Consider the following 16,033-nt stretch of genomic DNA (forward strand, 5'->3'; position numbering starts at 1 on the left):
ATCGTGGCCGGCGAACCCAAGATATAGGGGTTCGCCGGTTCGCGATAGTGATGAAAAGGGAATCCGGTTAAGGGCTGAAAGGCCCTGATTCCGGAGCTGCCCCCGCAACTGTGTGCAGTGTTGGTTTCACATTGAACGCCACTGGGTCCGCCCGGGAAGGCCGTGAAGCCGCCAAAACTGCAAGCCAGGAGACCTGCCGCCGGACATTGATGTATTCATCGGTCGGGGTGTGCCGGATGGAGACACGGCCCTCCACCGAAGCACCGCCGGACCGCCGAGCCTCCCGAAGCCCCCGCCCAGGACCCAGGCAAAAGGCGAGGTGACTTCATGCCCCAGGCAGCCCCGGCCGCGAGCATCGCGGCAACCCCACAACCGGCCCCACTGGCCGCAGACAGTTCCGAAACACAGATCATTCACGGCATCCAGGTCGACACGGCACGCGACGCGCTGCTGACCGACTTCGGCAAGGCAACGCTGCAGGATCGCTACCTGCTGAAGAACGAGACCTACCAGGGCCTGTTCGCCCGGGTGGCGCGGGCCTACGCCGACGACGACGCGCATGCGCAGCGGCTCTACGATTATATTTCGCGACTCTGGTTCATGCCGGCCACGCCCATCCTGAGCAATGGCGGCACGAAACGCGGGCTGCCCATTTCCTGCTTCCTGAACGCGGTGGAGGACAGCCTGGGCGGCATCGTCGACACCTGGACCGAGAATGTCTGGCTGGCGTCCAACGGCGGCGGCATCGGCACCTACTGGGGCAGCGTCCGCTCCATCGGCGAGTCGGTGAAGGAGAATGGCCAGACTTCCGGCATCATCCCCTTCGTGCGGGTCATGGACTCGCTCACCCTGGCCATTTCCCAGGGCTCGCTGCGGCGTGGTTCCGCCGCGGTCTACCTGGACATCCACCACCCGGAGATCGAGGAGTTCATCGAGATTCGCAAGCCGTCCGGCGACTTCAACCGCAAGAGCCTGAACCTGCACCACGGCATCAACATCACCGACGAGTTCATGGAAGCCGTGCGTGAAGACGCCGAGTTCGCACTGCGCAGCCCGGCCAGCGGTGAGGTGCTGCGCAAGGTGTCGGCGCGATTGCTGTGGCAGAAGATCCTGGAGACCCGCCTGCAGACCGGCGAACCCTACCTGCTGTTCGCCGACACGGCCAACCAGGCACTGCCCGCGCATCACCAGGGTTCCGGCCTGAAGGTTCGCCAGTCGAACCTGTGCAGCGAGATCCTGCTGCCCACTGGCATCGACCAGCACGGCATGCCGCGCACCGCGGTGTGCTGCCTGTCGTCGCTCAACTTTGACACCTGGGATGAGTGGAGCGAGGAACCGCAGTTTGTCGAGGACATCATGCGTTTCCTCGACAACGTGCTGGACGCGTTTATCGAAGAGGCGCCGGAGGGCATGGCTAACGCGAAGTATTCGGCCGCGCGCGAGCGCTCCGTCGGGCTGGGCGCGATGGGTTTTCATTCTTTCCTGCAGGCGCGCGGCATTCCGTTCGAGAGCGCGCTGGCCAAGAGCTGGAACCGGCGCATGTTCAAACATATCCGCAAGCAGGCCGATCGTGCGTCCAGGGTGCTGGCCGAGGAAAAGGGCGCCTGCCCGGATGCCGCCGAGGCCGGGGTCATGGAGCGTTTCAGCAACAAGCTGGCGATCGCGCCGACGGCCAGCATCAGCATCATCTGTGGCGGCGCCTCGGCCTGCATCGAGCCGATCCCGGCCAACATTTACACGCACAAGACGCTGTCAGGTTCGTTCACGGTGAAGAACCGCGCCCTGACCGCGCTGCTGGCCGGGAAAGGCCTGGACACCCCGGGCACCTGGGCGTCGATCCTGGAACACGACGGCTCGGTGCAGCACCTGGAGTCGCTGACCGATGATGAGAAATCCATCTTCCGCACCGCGTTCGAGATCGACCAGCGCTGGATCGTCGACCTGGCCGCCGACCGCGCACCAGCGGTCTGCCAGGGCCAGTCGCTGAACCTGTTCCTGCCCGCCGACATCCACAAGTGGGACCTGCTGATGCTGCACTGGCAGGCCTGGGAGCGCGGCATCAAGAGCCTGTATTACTGCCGCTCGAAATCGGTGCAGCGCGCCGGGTTCGCCGGCGTCGAGGCCGACAACACCAAGGCCTGGCCGGCGCGCGCGCTGGCGACGGCCGACGGCGACAAGTACGACGAATGCCTGGCCTGCCAGTGAGGACCCCGACGATGCCGAAAACCGAACAGATCGAACTGATCGAACGCCCGGGCCTGCTGACGCCCAGCAAGACCTACAAGCCGTTCCGCTACCCGTGGGCCATCGAGTTCTGGCGCCGCCAGCAGCAGATTCACTGGTTGCCCGAAGAGGTGCCGCTGGGCGAGGACTGCAAGGACTGGACGAACCGCCTGGACGATGCCGAGCGCAACCTGCTGACGCAGGTGTTCCGCTTCTTCACCCAGTCCGACGTGGAGGTGCAGGACAACTACATGGAGCGCTACGCGCGCGTGTTTCGGCCCACCGAGATCAAGATGATGCTGGCCGCCTTCGCCAACATGGAGACCGTGCACATCGTCGCCTACGCGCTGCTGCTGGAAACCCTGGGCATGCCCGACAGCGAGTTCGCCGCGTTCATGGACTACGAGGCCATGGCCGACAAGCACGACTACATGCAGCGCTTCGGCGTGGAGACCGACGCGGACATCCTGCGTACCATCGCCATGTTCGGTGGCTTCACCGAGGGCCTGCAGCTGTTCGCCAGCTTCGCCATCCTGCTGAACTTCCCGCGCCACAACAAGATGCGCGGCATGGGCCAGATCGTGTCCTGGTCAGTGCGCGACGAGAGCCTTCACTGTGAAGGCATGATCCGCCTGTTCCATGCCTTCGCGCGCGAGACCGGCGCCTTGACAGACGACGTGAAAGCCGACATCACCGAGTGCGCGAAAACCGTCGTGACGCTGGAGGACCGCTTTATCGAACTGGCCTTCGAGATGGGCCCGCTGGAAGGCCTGACCGCCGACGAGGTAAAGCTGTACATCCGCTACATCGCCGACTGGCGCCTGCGCCAGTTCGGGCTGGAGCCGGTCTACGGCGTCGGGGAACACCCGTTGCCGTGGCTGACTGAAATCCTTAACGGTGTGGAGCACGCCAACTTCTTCGAGACCCGAGCCACCGAGTACACCAAGGCGGCCACCGGCGGTGACTGGCACGGCCCCGAAGGCGCCTGGGGCATTTTCGACGCCCGCACTGCGCGGCAGAAGCAGGCTGACCTGATTCCCCCGGCCTCGGTGACGTAAGGAGGGAAGGGGTCAGAGTAAAGTGCCAGGGTAAAATTTACCCTGGCACTTTACTCTGACCCCAAAACTCCGAGCGGGTCATCAGGGTCGACGCCATCCATAAACACCTTGTGCCGGTCGACGTGAGTGACGCGGTAAACCAGGCCCAGCCAGTTGTTGAAGATGGCCTTGGCGGTGTCACCCCAGGTGTTGTCCACCAGGGGTTCGAGCGCCGCCACCATTTCGGCAACGCGGTCAGGGTCGCCGGCTGCGGCGGCCAGTTCGCGGGCCATGGGCAAAGTCTCGGCGGTGAAGTAGTGCTCCGGCAGCGGTGGCGGGTCGACGCGTTCGCCATTGGCGTGGCGGACCACTTCGCGTTTGTACTCGCGCAGCAATGAGCAGGCGTCGTATTCCGGGTGGCCCTGGAAGTAGATCACCCGGAACTGGTCCGGGCTGGCGGCCAGCAGGACGCCACCCTCAACGCTTTCGGCCAGTACCGACAGCCCGCTGTCTTCAAGCTGCGCGCGGGAGATATCGTTGAAGCGCGAGTGCGGCGCATCGAACCGGGTGTTCACCTCGCGCAGCAAGGGGTGGTGCTTGTTGGTTACGCGGTGTGGATAGACGCCCCACTTCTTGGCGGGCAACGGCACGCGCTCAATGCCGTGCAGGCGCTTGAGCAGGGCGTGTGTGGCCAGGCAGGAGCACATGATCGAGGTGACGTTGTCCCGCGCCCAGTCGACCACCTCGACCAGTGGCTCCCAGAACGGTTCCTGGTCCAGTGACGGGTTGGCGACGTTGGCGCCGGTGATGATCAGTGCGTCCAGGCCGGCTTCGCGCAGGTCGTCGAAGCGCGCGTAGTGCTCGTCGATATAGGCCTGCGCCTTCTCACCACGCTCCAGGCCGGGCAGGGAAAACGGGTAGATGTAGAACTGCACGATGCGGTTGCAGGCACCGACCAGGCGGATGAACTGGCGTTCAGTGGCGCGCAGTGCGGCGTCGGGCATCATGTTCAGGAAGCCGATATGCAGCTCACGGATGTCCTGGTGGATGGCATGGTCCACGTCCAGCAGGTCGTGACCCTGGCGTTGCAGGTCGGCGAAGGCGGGCAGCTTGTTATGGGCGACGATCGGCATGCGCGAAGCGTACCGCAAGGCGGTGGCCGTGTCTGGAATTCCGTCGGGCCATCGGTGATAATCGCAGGCCGCCCGTCAGGTTCACAATATGTTTAACAAATCCCGCGGCGGGGTCACCACCCCGGCATCCAAACCGGTGAAACGATGAAACAGTCCCTATTGCTGTCGCTGGCGCTCGCCGTGCTGTGGTTCGCCTTGTCGGGCCATACCGAGGCACTGATACTGGCCTTTGGTGTGATCTCGATTGCCTTCGTTGTCTGGATTGCCAATCGCATGCACGTGGTCGATGGTGAAAGTTACCCGTTCGCGCTGGTCGGTCGCCTGCCGGGCTACTGGCTGTGGCTGGTGAAGGAGATCGTCAAGTCCAGTATCGATACCACGCGGCGCGTGTTCGGTGGGGCCGACGCGGTCAAGCCGGTGGTGTTCGATGCGCCGGCCAGCCAGCACAGTGACCTGGGGCTGGTGATCCACGCCAACTCGATCACCTTGACGCCGGGCACCGTCAGCCTGGAACTGAAAGAACACGCCATTACCGTGCACGCGCTGCACCCGGACGTGGCCCGTGATGCCGTCAGCGGCGGTATGGACAAGGCCGTGCCGGAGCCGAAAGAGCAGCCACAGAATACTTCTCCCCGCCCCGGGGGCGACCGCTGATGCTGGTCGGTGCGGCGGTGGCCATCCTGGTCGTCATGGGCCTGGTGCTGATCCGTGCGCTGAAGGGGCCGACGGTGTATGACCGTATCCTGGCCGTGAACATGTTCGGCACCAAGACGGTGTTGCTGCTGGCGCTGCTGGCGTTCATCACCGGTCGCCATGATGTCCTCGACATTGCCCTGGCTTACGCGCTGATCAACTTCATCGGCGTGATCGCCGTGCTGCGGTTCTTCGAATACGGCGGCGAGACGGCGCTGGCCACCGAGAACGGGGAGGACGAGACATGAGTATCGTCGAGATCGTCGCCTACACGCTGGTGTTCCTGGGCGCGTTTTTCTGCCTGGTGGGCGCCATCGGCGTGCTGCGGTTTCCGGATGTCTACTCGCGCATGCATTCGGCCGGCATCACCGACACCATCGGCGCGTTGCTGGTGCTGCTGGGCCTGGCCTTCCTGGCCGGCTGGACACTGGCACTGGTCAAGCTGGCCTTCATCCTGGTGTTCCTGTGGATGACCAGCCCCACCGCGACCCATGCGCTGGCCAAGGCGGCCCGCCATGGTGGGGTCGAACCCAAACTCGCGGATGACGTCGCGATGGACGATTTCAAGGAGACGCCGTCATCGAACCGTTAATCGATATCCTGTTGCTGGCGTTCCTGGTGATCGTCGCCGTGGCCGTGATCCGGCTGCGCGACCTGTTTGCCGTGGTGATGCTGTTCGGCATTTACAGCCTGGTGTCGGCGGCGCTGTTCGTCGCCCTGGCCGCGCCGGACGTGGCCTTTACCGAGGCCGTGGTTGGTGCCGGCATTTCAACGGTGCTGATGCTGGCCACACTGGTGATGACCTCGCGCCACGAGCGGCGGCCGGCGCACAAGCCCTGGCTGCCGCTGGCGATGGTCACCGTGACCGGCGCATTCCTGGTTTACGGCACCTTCGACATCCCCACGTTTGGCAAGGCCGACAACCCGGTGCATACCCACGTGGCCGACCGCTACCTGCAGGAATCGGGCGAGGAAATCGGCGTACCCAACGTGGTGACCTCGGTGCTGGCCAGCTACAGGGGCTTCGACACCTTTGGTGAGACCGTGGTGGTCTTCACCGCCGGCATGGGCGTACTGGTCCTGCTGTCGCGCGGACGCCGCCGGCGCGAGGACGAAGACGAGGAAAAGGAGGCGCAGCCGTAATGCAGCACCACCAGATACTCAGGGTCATCACCAAGTTCAACCTGCCGTTGATCATGCTGTTTGGCCTGTACGTGCAGTTCCACGGCGATTTCGGCCCGGGTGGCGGATTCCAGGCCGGCGTGATCGTGGCCGCGGCGTTCATTCTCTACGCCCTGGTGTTTGGCCTGGAGCATGCCCGCGACGTGGCGCCGGTGGGCGTCCTCAAGACCCTGTCCGCGCTGGGTGTGCTGGTCTACGGCGGCACCGGTGTGGTCAACATGCTGCTGGGCGGCAATTTCCTGGATTACAACACGCTGTCCCCGGCGCATCCCGCCCATGGCCAGCACTACGGCATCCTGGCCATCGAACTGGGCGTGGGCATTACCGTGGCCTCCACCCTGGTGCTGATTTTCTTCGCCGTCGGCGGTCGTCGTGAGCGGGGAGGGCAGGGCTGATGGATTTCCTGGGGCACTACAACTACTGGATCGTCATCTTCCTGATGATGGCCGGGCTGTTCACCGTGATCAACCGCGGCAACCTGGTGAAGAAAATCGTCGGCCTGAACATTTTCCAGACCTCCGTGTTCATCATGTTTATCAGCTTCGGTTACGTCACCGGCGGTGCGCCGCCGATCCTGGAAGACGGCATCACGCTGTACGCCAACCCGCTGCCGCATGTGCTGATCCTGACGGCGATCGTGGTCGGCGTGGCCACCACGGCACTGGCGCTGGCGCTGGTCATTCGCATCCGCGAGGCCTACGGCACCATCGAAGAAGAAGAAATCCACGTCCAGGACCAGGATTTCTGATCCCGGCCGGCTGCGAGAAAACAGAACGAGAAACATGGAACAATTTCCGGCATTAATGATTGTTGTCCCGCTGTTGGCGGCGCCCGTGGTGGCGATGCTGCCCAATGGCCGGCTGCCGTGGCTGCTGTCATCGGCGGTGTCGTGGGCGGTGCTGGCGATGGCCTGGTGCCTGCTCCGCGGTGTGCTGGACACGGGTGCCATCAGTTACCAGATGGGTGGCTGGGCGCCACCGTGGGGCATCGAATTCCGCATCGACACGCTGAATGCCTTCGTGCTGTTCGTGGTCGCCGCCATCGGCGCGGTGGTCACGCCGTTCGCGGGCCCGAGCGCGCGCAGCGAGGTTCCGGAACGGCTGACGTCGCTGTTCTTCTGCCTGTACCTGCTCACCTACACCGGCCTGCTGGGCATTACCGCCACCGGCGATATCTTCAACATGTTCGTGTTCCTGGAGATCTCGTCGCTGTCCAGCTACGCGCTGATCGCGCTGGGCCGCGACCGCCGCGCGCTGACCGCGGCCTACCAGTACCTGATCATGGGCACCATCGGCGCCACGTTCTTCCTGATCGGCGTGGGCCTGCTGTACTCGGTGACGGGTACGCTGAACATTGCCGACCTGTCCGCGCGCCTGCCGGCGCTGGAAGAAGTACGGGTGGTGCACACGGCGTTCGCCTTCATGGTGGCCGGTGTGGCGCTGAAACTGGCGCTGTTCCCGCTGCACCTGTGGCTGCCCAACGCTTACACCTACGCGCCTTCTGCCGTGAGCGCCTTTATCGCCGCGACCTCCACCAAGGTGGCGGTGTACGTGATGATCCGTGTGCTGTTCACGGTCTTCGGGGTCGAGTTCAGCCTGCGCGAGATGCCGCTGCAGCCCATCCTGCTGGTGCTGTCGATCATCGGCGTGATCGCCACGTCGCTGATGGCGGTGAACCAGCTTGACGCCAAGCGGCTGCTGGCCTACTCCAGTGTCGCGCAGCTGGGCTACATGGCCATCGGCATCTCCTTTGGCACCGTGCTGGGCCTGACCGCGGCCATCACCCATATTTTCAATCACGCGCTGATGAAGGGTGCGCTGTTCCTGGCCCTGGGCGCGGTGGCCTACCGCATCGGCTCCACGCGCATTCGGGACATGTCCGGCCTGGCGAAAGTCATGCCCTGGACCATCATGGCGTTTGCCATCGGCGGCCTGAGCCTGGTCGGCGTGCCGCTGACGGCCGGCTTCATCAGCAAGTGGTACCTGGTTTCCGCGGCCCTGGAGCAGGGCTGGTGGTGGCTGGCGGTGATCATGCTGCTGACCTCGCTGCTGGCGGTGATGTACGTGTGGAAGGTGATCGAGGTGGCCTGGTTCCGCGACCTGCCGGAGAGCCGTGCGGATGTGCGCGAGGCGCCGCTGTCGCTGCTGATTCCCGTGTGGGTGCTGGTGCTGGCGAATATCTGGTTTGGCATTGATACGCGCTTCTCGGCCCAGGTCGCCGCGCGTGCCGCCGAGGCCCTGCTGGGGGTGGCGCCATGACCGGCATCGAACCCGTGACCGCCTTGTGGCTGGCCATCGTGGTGCCGCTGGTCGGCGCCGTTGGTGTGGCCCTGACCGGCCGCTGGCCGAACCTGCGCGAGGCCGTCACGCTGGTCACCGGCGTGGTGCTGCTGTGCATCGTGGCGTCGCTGTGGCCCGTGGTCATGGCCGGCGAAGTACCGCGGCTGGTGCTGGTCGAAACCCTGCCCGGCATACCCATCGCGCTGTCGGTGGAGCCGCTGGGCATGCTGTTCGCGCTGATCGGCTCGCTGCTGTGGATCGTCACCTCGGTGTACGCCATCGGCTACATGCGCGGCCACCACGAGAAAAACCAGACCCGCTTCTACACCTGCTTCGCCATCGCCATCGCCTGCACCATGGGCGTGGCGTTTTCGGACAACATGTTCACGCTGTTCCTGTTCTACGAGGCGCTGACGGTGTCGACCTATCCGCTGGTGACGCATGCCGGCACCGACGCGGCGAAGAAGGGCGGCCGCGTCTACCTGGGTATCCTGATTTCCACGTCCATCGTGTTCCAGCTGCTGGCGATCATCTGGACGTACTCTGTGACCGGCAACCTGGACTTCCAGCAAGGCGGCGTATTTTCCGGTGACACACCGGCCTGGCTGATCGCCGTGCTGTACGCGCTGTTCGCTTTCGGTATCGGCAAGGCCGCATTGATGCCGTTCCATCGCTGGCTGCCAGCGGCCATGGTGGCGCCCACCCCGGTGAGCGCGCTGCTGCACGCCGTGGCGGTGGTCAAGGCGGGCGTGTTCACGGTGTTGAAGGTGACTGTTTACCTATTCGGGCTGGACACCATTACCGGTGCGGGCGCCAACGAGTGGCTGCTGTACGTGGCCGGCGCGACCATCCTGCTGGCATCCCTGGTGGCGATGACCAAGGACAACCTGAAGGCGCGGCTGGCGTATTCGACCGTCAGCCAGCTGGGCTATATCGTGCTGGGCGCGTTGCTGGTCACGCAGCTGGGCATCATCGGCGGCGCCATGCATATCGCCACGCACGCTTTTGGCAAGATCACGCTGTTCTTCGCGGCCGGCGCCATCATGGTGGCGGCGCACAAGACCGAGGTCAGCCAGCTGGACGGCCTGGGCAAGCGCATGCCGTGGACCTTCGCGGCGTTCACCATCGGCGCGCTGAGCATTATCGGCCTGCCGCCGTTGGCCGGCATGTGGAGCAAATGGTTCCTGGCGCTGGCGACCATCGAGACCCATCACTGGGTGCTGCTGGGCATCCTGATGGTCAGTTCGCTGCTGAATATTTTTTACCTGCTGTCGATCCCGATGCGCGCGTATTTTCGCACCGCACCGGCCGGCGGCCATGACGACGATCACCACGGTGGCGGTGAGGCGCCGCTGGCCTGCCTGCTGGCTATGGCCTTCACCAGCCTGGGTTGTATCGTCCTGTTCTTCTTCCCCGGACCGCTGTATGAGCTGGCGGCCATGATCGTACCGGGAGTCACCCCATGAGCGATGAACACAGCACCGACTGGCTGGACCAGCCGAAAAACCAGCGACTGATCCGCGTCAGCCTGTACGTGGCCTGCGCGATCCTGGTCGTGGTCGACTTTTTCGTGCACCGCCACATCATGTTTGCCATTGAGAAGATTCCGGCGTTTTATGCGCTGTTCGGCTTCGTGGCCTGTGTCGTGCTGGTCTGGATTGCCACCTGGATGCGCAAGTTCCTGATGCGAGACGAAGATTATTACGATGTGGAGCCCTGATATTCCCGCTTTTGTCCCGCTGTACTGCGCTGCGGTCCTGGCGCTGTTCACGCGTGGCTGGCTGCGTGCCGTCATTATGCTGGCAGCGCCGGTGCTGGGTGGGCTGCACCTGCTGGGTGTCGAGCCGGGCGTGGCTGTGCAGTTGCAGTTCATGGGCCTGGACCTGGAGCCCTACCGCGTCGACAAGCTGAGCCTGCTGTTTGGTTACCTGTTCCATATCGCCGCGCTGATCGGCGTGATCTACGCCCTGCACGTGAAGGACACGATGCAGCACGTGGCCGCGCTGTTGTACGCGGGCAGCGCCGTGGGCGCGGTATTTGCTGGCGACCTGGTCACGCTGTTCATGTTCTGGGAGGCCATGGGCCTGAGCTCGGCCTTCCTGATCTGGGCGTCCCGCGATGAGCGTTCTGTGGGCACCGGCATCCGTTACCTGATGTTCCAGGTGGTCTCCGGCCTGCTGCTGCTGGTCGGGTTGATGTGGCATGGTCTCGCCACCGGTAGCTTTGCCTTTAACGAGATTGGCACCAGTTCCACGGCCGGCTGGCTGATCCTGCTGGCTTTCGGCGTCAAGGCCGGCTTCCCGTTCCTGCACAACTGGCTGACCGACGGTTACCCGGCCTCCACGCCCACCGGCACGGTGTTCCTGTGCATGTTCACCACCAAGGCGGCGGTGTACGCGCTGGCGCGGGGCTTCCCGGGTACCGAGGCGCTGATCTACGTGGGCATGACCATGGCCTGCTTCCCGATCTTCTTTGCCGTGATCGAGAACGACCTGCGCCGGGTGCTGGCCTACTCGATGATCAACCAGCTGGGCTTCATGGTGGTCGGCGTGGGTATCGGCACGACACTGGCGCTGAACGGCGCGGTGGCGCATGCCTTCAACGACGTGCTGTTCAAGGGCCTGCTGATGATGGCCATGGGCGCGGTGCTGCTGATGACCGGGCGCATGAACGGTTCCGACCTGGGCGGCCTGTACAAATCGATGCCGATTACGGCCACGCTGTGCTGTATCGGCGCAGCGTCGATCTCGGCCTTCCCGTTGTTCAATGGATTCGTCAGCAAGTCCATGGTGATGTCGGCGTTGATGTACGAAGGTTACGAGTACGTCTGGCTGGCCATGCTGTTTGCCTCGGCCGGCGTGTTCCACCACGCGGGCATCAAGATCCCGTACTTCGCCTTCTTCGCGCATGATTCGGGCATCCGCACGACCGAGCCGCCGGTGAACATGCTGGTCGCCATGGGCATCGCGGCCGTGGCCTGTATCGCCATCGGCAGCTTCCCGTCGCTGCTGTACAACCTGCTGCCGTACGACTATGAGTACACGCCGTACGACATGACACACGTGCTGACCCAGCTGCAGTTGCTGTTCTTCTCGGCGCTGGCCTTCGTGTGGCTGAACATGCGCGGCATGTATCCGCCGGAACTGCGCTCGACCAACATCGATGTCGAGTGGCTGTGGCGCAAGGGCCTGCCGCGTCTGGGCCGCGGCGTGGTGGCGGCCTGCAGCGCGGTCGGCGGCCTGCTGGGCGGCGCCGGTTCCGCGATGCTGAAGCGGCCGATTTTCCGCGCCACCCGCAACAACCTGCAGGTCGCGCTGACGCGCAACTGGCCCACCGGCAGCATGGTGATGTGGGTGGGTGTGTTCCTGGCGGTCATGCTGGTCGCCGGCATCCTGGGCACCCGCCTGAACTGATCTCCGTGCCCGGCGCCCAATGCGCCGGGCCGGCTCCTCTGGGTTATATTGGGGCGATAACCCGACACGGAGTCACGTATGAAACCTGGTCCTGCCTCTCGCGCGGTGATCGCCGCGATGGTCTTCCTGATTGCCGCCCCGGCCACTCACGCACAGTCAACGAGCAAGCCCGTGCTGCACGGCAAGCACTGGATGGCCGTGACCGGCAAGCCGCTGGGCGCGACCGCCGGTGCCATGACCTTCACGCGCGGCGGCAATGCAGTCGACGCGGCCTGCGCCATGCTGGCGGCCACCGCCACCATGTGGGACGTGCTCAGCTGGGGTGGCGAGACCCAGGCGCTGATCTATAACCCCAACACCGGTAAGGTGATCGGTGTGAACGCGCTGGGCGTGGCACCCTCCGGCGCGACCCCGGAGTATTTCACCGACCAGGGCATGGTCTATCCACCCGAGTATGGCCCGCTGGCGGCCGTCACACCGGGCACGCCAGGTGGCCTGATGACCATGCTGGCCGAGTACGGCACGCTGAGCCTGGCCGAGGTTTTGCAGCCAGCCATGGAACTGGCGGCGGGCTACCCCATCGAGACCTCGAACGCCGATAACATCGAGCGCCGTCGAGAAATCCTGGAGCGTTGGCCGAGTTCAACCGAACTGTTCCTGCCGCACCGCGACCCGGACAACCCGGACCAGCGCGCCGCCCCGGCGGGTGGTGAAATCTTCCGCCAGCAGGACTTGCTGGCCACGCTGCAGAAGCTGGTCGACACCGAGGCCGAGGCCCTGGCCGAGGGCCGTGACCGCAAGGCCGCCATCTACGCAGCTTATGACCGTTTCTACCGCGGTGATATCGCCCAGGCCATCGTCACCGCCAGCCGTGAGCACGGCGGCCTGATGACGATGGAGGACCTGGACCAGTGGCAGGTCTACCTGGAGGAGCCCGTCACCACCAACTACAAGGGCATTGATGTCTACAAGCTGACCACCTGGGTGCAGGGCCCGGTGATGCTGCAGGCGCTGAACCTGCTGGAGCCGCTGGACCTGAAGGGCATGGGTTACAACTCCGCGCGCTACATCCACACCCTCTACCAGGCGATGAATCTGTCCTTCGCCGACCGCGACTTTTACTACGGCGACCCGTACGTGCCGCCGGAAGAGCCCATTGCCGGCCTGCTCAGCAAGGACTACGCCGCCGAGCGCCGCAAGCTGATGCCGGCCGACCATAACCTGACCGACCTGACGCCCGGCGACCCGTACCCGTACCAGGGTGGCAAGAACCCCTTCGAAGACCTGCGCCAGGCCTGGAACCCGATCCCGCCGAGGGCCGAGGCCGAGGGTACGGACGGCTTCCAGCAGGCCATGCAGATGAGCCACGACGAAGGTTTCTACGCGGGTACCACGTCCATCCAGGCGGCTGATGCGGAAGGCTGGGTGGTCTCGATTACCCCCAGCGGTGGCTGGATTCCGGCCTTCGTGGCCGGTAACACTGGCATCGGCCTGAGCCAGCGCATGCAGAGCTTCGTGCTGGACAAGCGCCTGAACCCGTTCAACGTGGTCCAGCCGGGCCAGCGCCCGCGCGCCACGCTCACCCCAAGCCTGGCATTGAAGGACGGCAAGCCGCTAATGGCCTTTTCCGTGCAGGGCGGCGACAGCCAGGACCAGAACCTGCTGCAGTTCTTTCTCAACATGGTCGAGTTCGACATGAACGTGCAGCAGGCCGCCGAAGCGCCGAACATCACCAGCTACCAGATGCAGAGTTCCTTCGGCGCCCACGACGCGCAACCGGGCCGTATCGAGGTGATGCCCGTGGTGCCGCCGTACACCCGCGAGGCCCTGGGCAAAATGGGCTACGACGTCGAAGTCGTTGAACGGACCTACAGCCCGATCACCGCGATCTGGTTCGACGCCGATCACGGCACGATGTGGGGTGGGGCGGGCAATACTGGCGAGGATTACGGTATCGGCTGGTAGTCACGGCAGGTCGCCATGCTCAAACAGGATCATTCGCACGAACCCGGCGCGATTCGCGAGCGACTCGCCGCCGGTCCGGAAACGAATTACGTCCAGGAGTGGGTTTACGGCGGCATCGACGGCGTGGTGACCACGTTCGCGATCGTCGCCGGCGTGACCGGCGCCAGCCTGTCACCGTTTATCGTCGTGATCCTGGGCCTGGCCAACCTCGTGGGCGACGGGTTTTCCATGGCGGCCGGTGCCTACAGTGGGGCGCGGACGCGCGCCGATAATCGTGAACGCCTGCGTCGGGTCGAGGAATCACACGTCGACGCGGACCCGGAAGGCGAGCGCGAGGAAGTCCGGCAGATCTTCGCCGCCAAGGGTTACGAAGGCCGTGACCTGGATAAGGTCGTAGACGGTATCACCGCCAATCGAGAAGCCTGGATCGACGTCATGCTGCAGGAGGAATACGCCGCCGGCCCGGATGGCAAGACGCCGCTTCGCGTCGGGCTACACACCTTCGTCTCGTTCGTCCTTTTCGGCGCCGCGCCGCTGCTGCCCTATCTTTTCCGATTTGCCGATGCCTTTCACTGGGCCCTGGCATTCTCAAGCCTGACGTTCTTCGCCATCGGCTCGCTGAAAAGTCGATGGTCGGTGCACTCCTGGTGGCGCCAGGGATTGCAGACCCTTGGCATCGGCCTGGTGGCCGCCGGTATCGCGTTCGGTATCGGTTATGCGCTGCGCGGTATCGGTGGCTGATACGGCGCGTGTCAGTTTTTCCCTCGCCTGGTCGTTAAACCTGCTGAGTCAGTTACAAGCCAGATGACTGACCGGAAAAGGAGGTTTAATGATGGGACTGAAGCGAACTGGGGACATTCTGGTCGCCTGCCTGTTCGGCATCGCGCTCGTGTTGCCGGCCGTGGCGAACGCGGCCAATCTGACCGCGTCAAGCGTGACGCCAATCGTGGCGTTCGATGACACGGATTCGGCGGGCAACGAGTGGTTAATCTGGGGGTTGAGCGACCTGTTCGCCATTTCGGACGTGGAGGTGAACACGACAATCCTCATGGCCGATCCCGACACGCGTTCGACGGCGTTCGGGTACATGGCATCGGCAGGCGGTACGCACGGGATCGCACTGGGCTTTGACGCCGATGCGACCGGCAACTACAGCGTTGCGCTCGGCGAGGGCGCCCTGGCGTCCAAACTGCAAAGCACCGCGATCGGTCCGAACGCCCTGTCCAGCGGTTGGTGGGGTATGGCGCTGGGCCCCGATACCCTTTCGTCTGGAGACTACAGTCTCGCAATAGGCCACAATGCCCGATCCGATGGCTGGTTCGCCACCGCGCTGGGTCATCGGGCATCCGCTCCTTATGCGAACACCATCATCCTGGGGGCCGTCCCCGGTGTTAACGACCCCGACGAGTTCGTGCCAAACGAATACGCCAGCATCGGCAACGGCACGACCATGCCGCTGGCGCCGTTGCACGTGGCCCGCGACGACGGCACGGCGATGATCCTGGTGTCTGACTCCGGTCCGGTGCAGGGGCCCAAGACACTGTTCGAGATCGAGAACAACGGCAACCCCGAGTTCCGCATGACCAACACCGCCAACAACAACTCATGGGTGTTCAGTGCCGGCCTGCGTTTCGTGGTCAAGAACAACCTGGGCGACTGGGTGATGCGGGTCACCGACACCGGCGACCTGGAGATCGGCGGCTCGCTGACGGAAGTGTCGGACCGAAACCGCAAGCACGCCATTGTGCCGCTGGACGGCGATACCGTGCTGGCGAAGCTGGCTCAGGTACCGGTGTCCGAGTGGTCGTACGACAACGAGACAGTCGACCAGCGCCACATCGGCCCGATGGCGCAGGACTTCCATGCCGCGTTCGGCCTGGCCAGCGGCGAGACGCGCATTTCGGCGCGTGACATGGCCGGGGTCAACATGGCGGCTTTGCAGGCGCTCAACCAGAAGCTGGAACGGGAAAACGCCGATATCCGCGCCGAGCTGGATGCCCTCAAGGTGTTGGTGGCCACGCTTCGCGACAGCCTGCCGGCGACGGGCCGGGCGCTGTCGCAACGATGATGCCCGCACTGCAATTCTTGCGCGCCCATTTCCCTTTTCT

At 64.4% G+C, this 16,033-nt stretch carries 16 protein-coding genes and 1 riboswitch; of the genes, 15 read left to right on the forward strand and 1 reads right to left on the reverse strand.

Annotation, left to right across the window (positions count from 1 at the left end):
* Positions 1-18 precede the first annotated feature (18 nt).
* Positions 19-215: riboswitch (cobalamin riboswitch) on the forward strand.
* Positions 216-327: 112 nt separating this feature from the next.
* Both F3N42_RS13155 and F3N42_RS13160 read left to right on the forward strand, forming a co-directional pair.
* On the forward strand, positions 328-2,205 hold the full coding sequence (locus tag F3N42_RS13155) for a ribonucleoside-diphosphate reductase subunit alpha (protein ID WP_150864945.1): 1,878 nt from the start codon (positions 328-330) through the stop codon (positions 2,203-2,205).
* A gap of 11 nt (positions 2,206-2,216) precedes the next feature.
* Positions 2,217-3,281 carry a ribonucleotide-diphosphate reductase subunit beta gene (locus F3N42_RS13160; RefSeq protein WP_150864946.1) on the forward strand — a complete coding sequence of 355 codons (1,065 nt, stop codon included), beginning with the start codon at positions 2,217-2,219 and terminating at the stop codon, positions 3,279-3,281.
* 50 nt (positions 3,282-3,331) lie between these two features.
* On the opposite strand, the gene metA is transcribed toward F3N42_RS13160, so the two are convergent.
* Positions 3,332-4,393, reverse strand: a complete 1,062-nt coding sequence (metA, locus tag F3N42_RS13165) for a homoserine O-succinyltransferase MetA (RefSeq protein WP_150864947.1) — start codon at positions 4,391-4,393, stop codon at positions 3,332-3,334.
* Positions 4,394-4,537: 144 nt separating this feature from the next.
* Here metA and F3N42_RS13170 point away from each other — a divergent pair, with 144 nt between their 5' ends.
* The 13 genes from F3N42_RS13170 (at position 4,538) to F3N42_RS13230 (ending at position 15,993) form a co-directional block, all read left to right on the forward strand.
* Positions 4,538-5,047: a Na+/H+ antiporter subunit E gene (locus F3N42_RS13170; RefSeq protein WP_150864948.1), complete on the forward strand. Its 510-nt coding sequence runs from the start codon at positions 4,538-4,540 to the stop codon at positions 5,045-5,047.
* Positions 5,047-5,334: a monovalent cation/H+ antiporter complex subunit F gene (locus F3N42_RS13175; RefSeq protein WP_150864949.1), complete on the forward strand. Its 288-nt coding sequence runs from the start codon at positions 5,047-5,049 to the stop codon at positions 5,332-5,334. The genes F3N42_RS13170 and F3N42_RS13175 overlap by 1 nt, the downstream gene beginning before the upstream one ends.
* A complete protein-coding gene (mnhG, locus tag F3N42_RS13180; RefSeq protein ID WP_150864950.1) occupies positions 5,331-5,678 on the forward strand; it encodes a monovalent cation/H(+) antiporter subunit G in 348 nt (115 codons plus the stop codon). The genes F3N42_RS13175 and mnhG overlap by 4 nt, the downstream gene beginning before the upstream one ends.
* 11 nt (positions 5,679-5,689) lie before the next feature.
* A complete protein-coding gene (locus F3N42_RS13185) occupies positions 5,690-6,229 on the forward strand; it encodes a DUF4040 domain-containing protein (protein WP_224784926.1) in 540 nt (179 codons plus the stop codon).
* A complete protein-coding gene (locus F3N42_RS13190; RefSeq protein ID WP_150864952.1) occupies positions 6,229-6,663 on the forward strand; it encodes a Na(+)/H(+) antiporter subunit B in 435 nt (144 codons plus the stop codon). The genes F3N42_RS13185 and F3N42_RS13190 overlap by 1 nt, the downstream gene beginning before the upstream one ends.
* Positions 6,663-7,016, forward strand: a complete 354-nt coding sequence (locus tag F3N42_RS13195) for a cation:proton antiporter subunit C (protein WP_191621413.1) — start codon at positions 6,663-6,665, stop codon at positions 7,014-7,016. The genes F3N42_RS13190 and F3N42_RS13195 overlap by 1 nt, the downstream gene beginning before the upstream one ends.
* 55 nt (positions 7,017-7,071) lie before the next feature.
* The gene (locus F3N42_RS13200) at positions 7,072-8,526 is read left to right on the forward strand and encodes a monovalent cation/H+ antiporter subunit D family protein (protein ID WP_224784928.1); all 1,455 of its coding nucleotides are present in this window, start codon (positions 7,072-7,074) and stop codon (positions 8,524-8,526) included.
* A complete protein-coding gene (locus F3N42_RS13205; RefSeq protein ID WP_150864955.1) occupies positions 8,523-10,013 on the forward strand; it encodes a monovalent cation/H+ antiporter subunit D family protein in 1,491 nt (496 codons plus the stop codon). Before F3N42_RS13200 ends, F3N42_RS13205 begins: the two co-directional genes overlap by 4 nt.
* Complete coding sequence (locus F3N42_RS13210; protein WP_150864956.1) at positions 10,010-10,267, forward strand: hypothetical protein; 258 nt, start codon at positions 10,010-10,012, stop codon at positions 10,265-10,267. The genes F3N42_RS13205 and F3N42_RS13210 overlap by 4 nt, the downstream gene beginning before the upstream one ends.
* Positions 10,254-11,960 carry a Na(+)/H(+) antiporter subunit D gene (locus F3N42_RS13215; RefSeq protein WP_150864957.1) on the forward strand — a complete coding sequence of 569 codons (1,707 nt, stop codon included), beginning with the start codon at positions 10,254-10,256 and terminating at the stop codon, positions 11,958-11,960. Before F3N42_RS13210 ends, F3N42_RS13215 begins: the two co-directional genes overlap by 14 nt.
* Positions 11,961-12,038: 78 nt before the next feature.
* The gene (locus F3N42_RS13220) at positions 12,039-13,925 is read left to right on the forward strand and encodes a gamma-glutamyltransferase family protein (protein WP_150864958.1); all 1,887 of its coding nucleotides are present in this window, start codon (positions 12,039-12,041) and stop codon (positions 13,923-13,925) included.
* Between the two features lie 15 nt (positions 13,926-13,940).
* On the forward strand, positions 13,941-14,666 hold the full coding sequence (locus tag F3N42_RS13225) for a VIT1/CCC1 transporter family protein (protein WP_150864959.1): 726 nt from the start codon (positions 13,941-13,943) through the stop codon (positions 14,664-14,666).
* 91 nt (positions 14,667-14,757) lie between these two features.
* Positions 14,758-15,993: a tail fiber domain-containing protein gene (locus F3N42_RS13230; RefSeq protein ID WP_191621414.1), complete on the forward strand. Its 1,236-nt coding sequence runs from the start codon at positions 14,758-14,760 to the stop codon at positions 15,991-15,993.
* The last annotated feature ends 40 nt before the right edge of the window (positions 15,994-16,033 follow it).

It is taken from the genome of Marinihelvus fidelis, assembly GCF_008725655.1.
Lineage (GTDB): Bacteria > Pseudomonadota > Gammaproteobacteria > Xanthomonadales > SZUA-36 > Marinihelvus > Marinihelvus fidelis.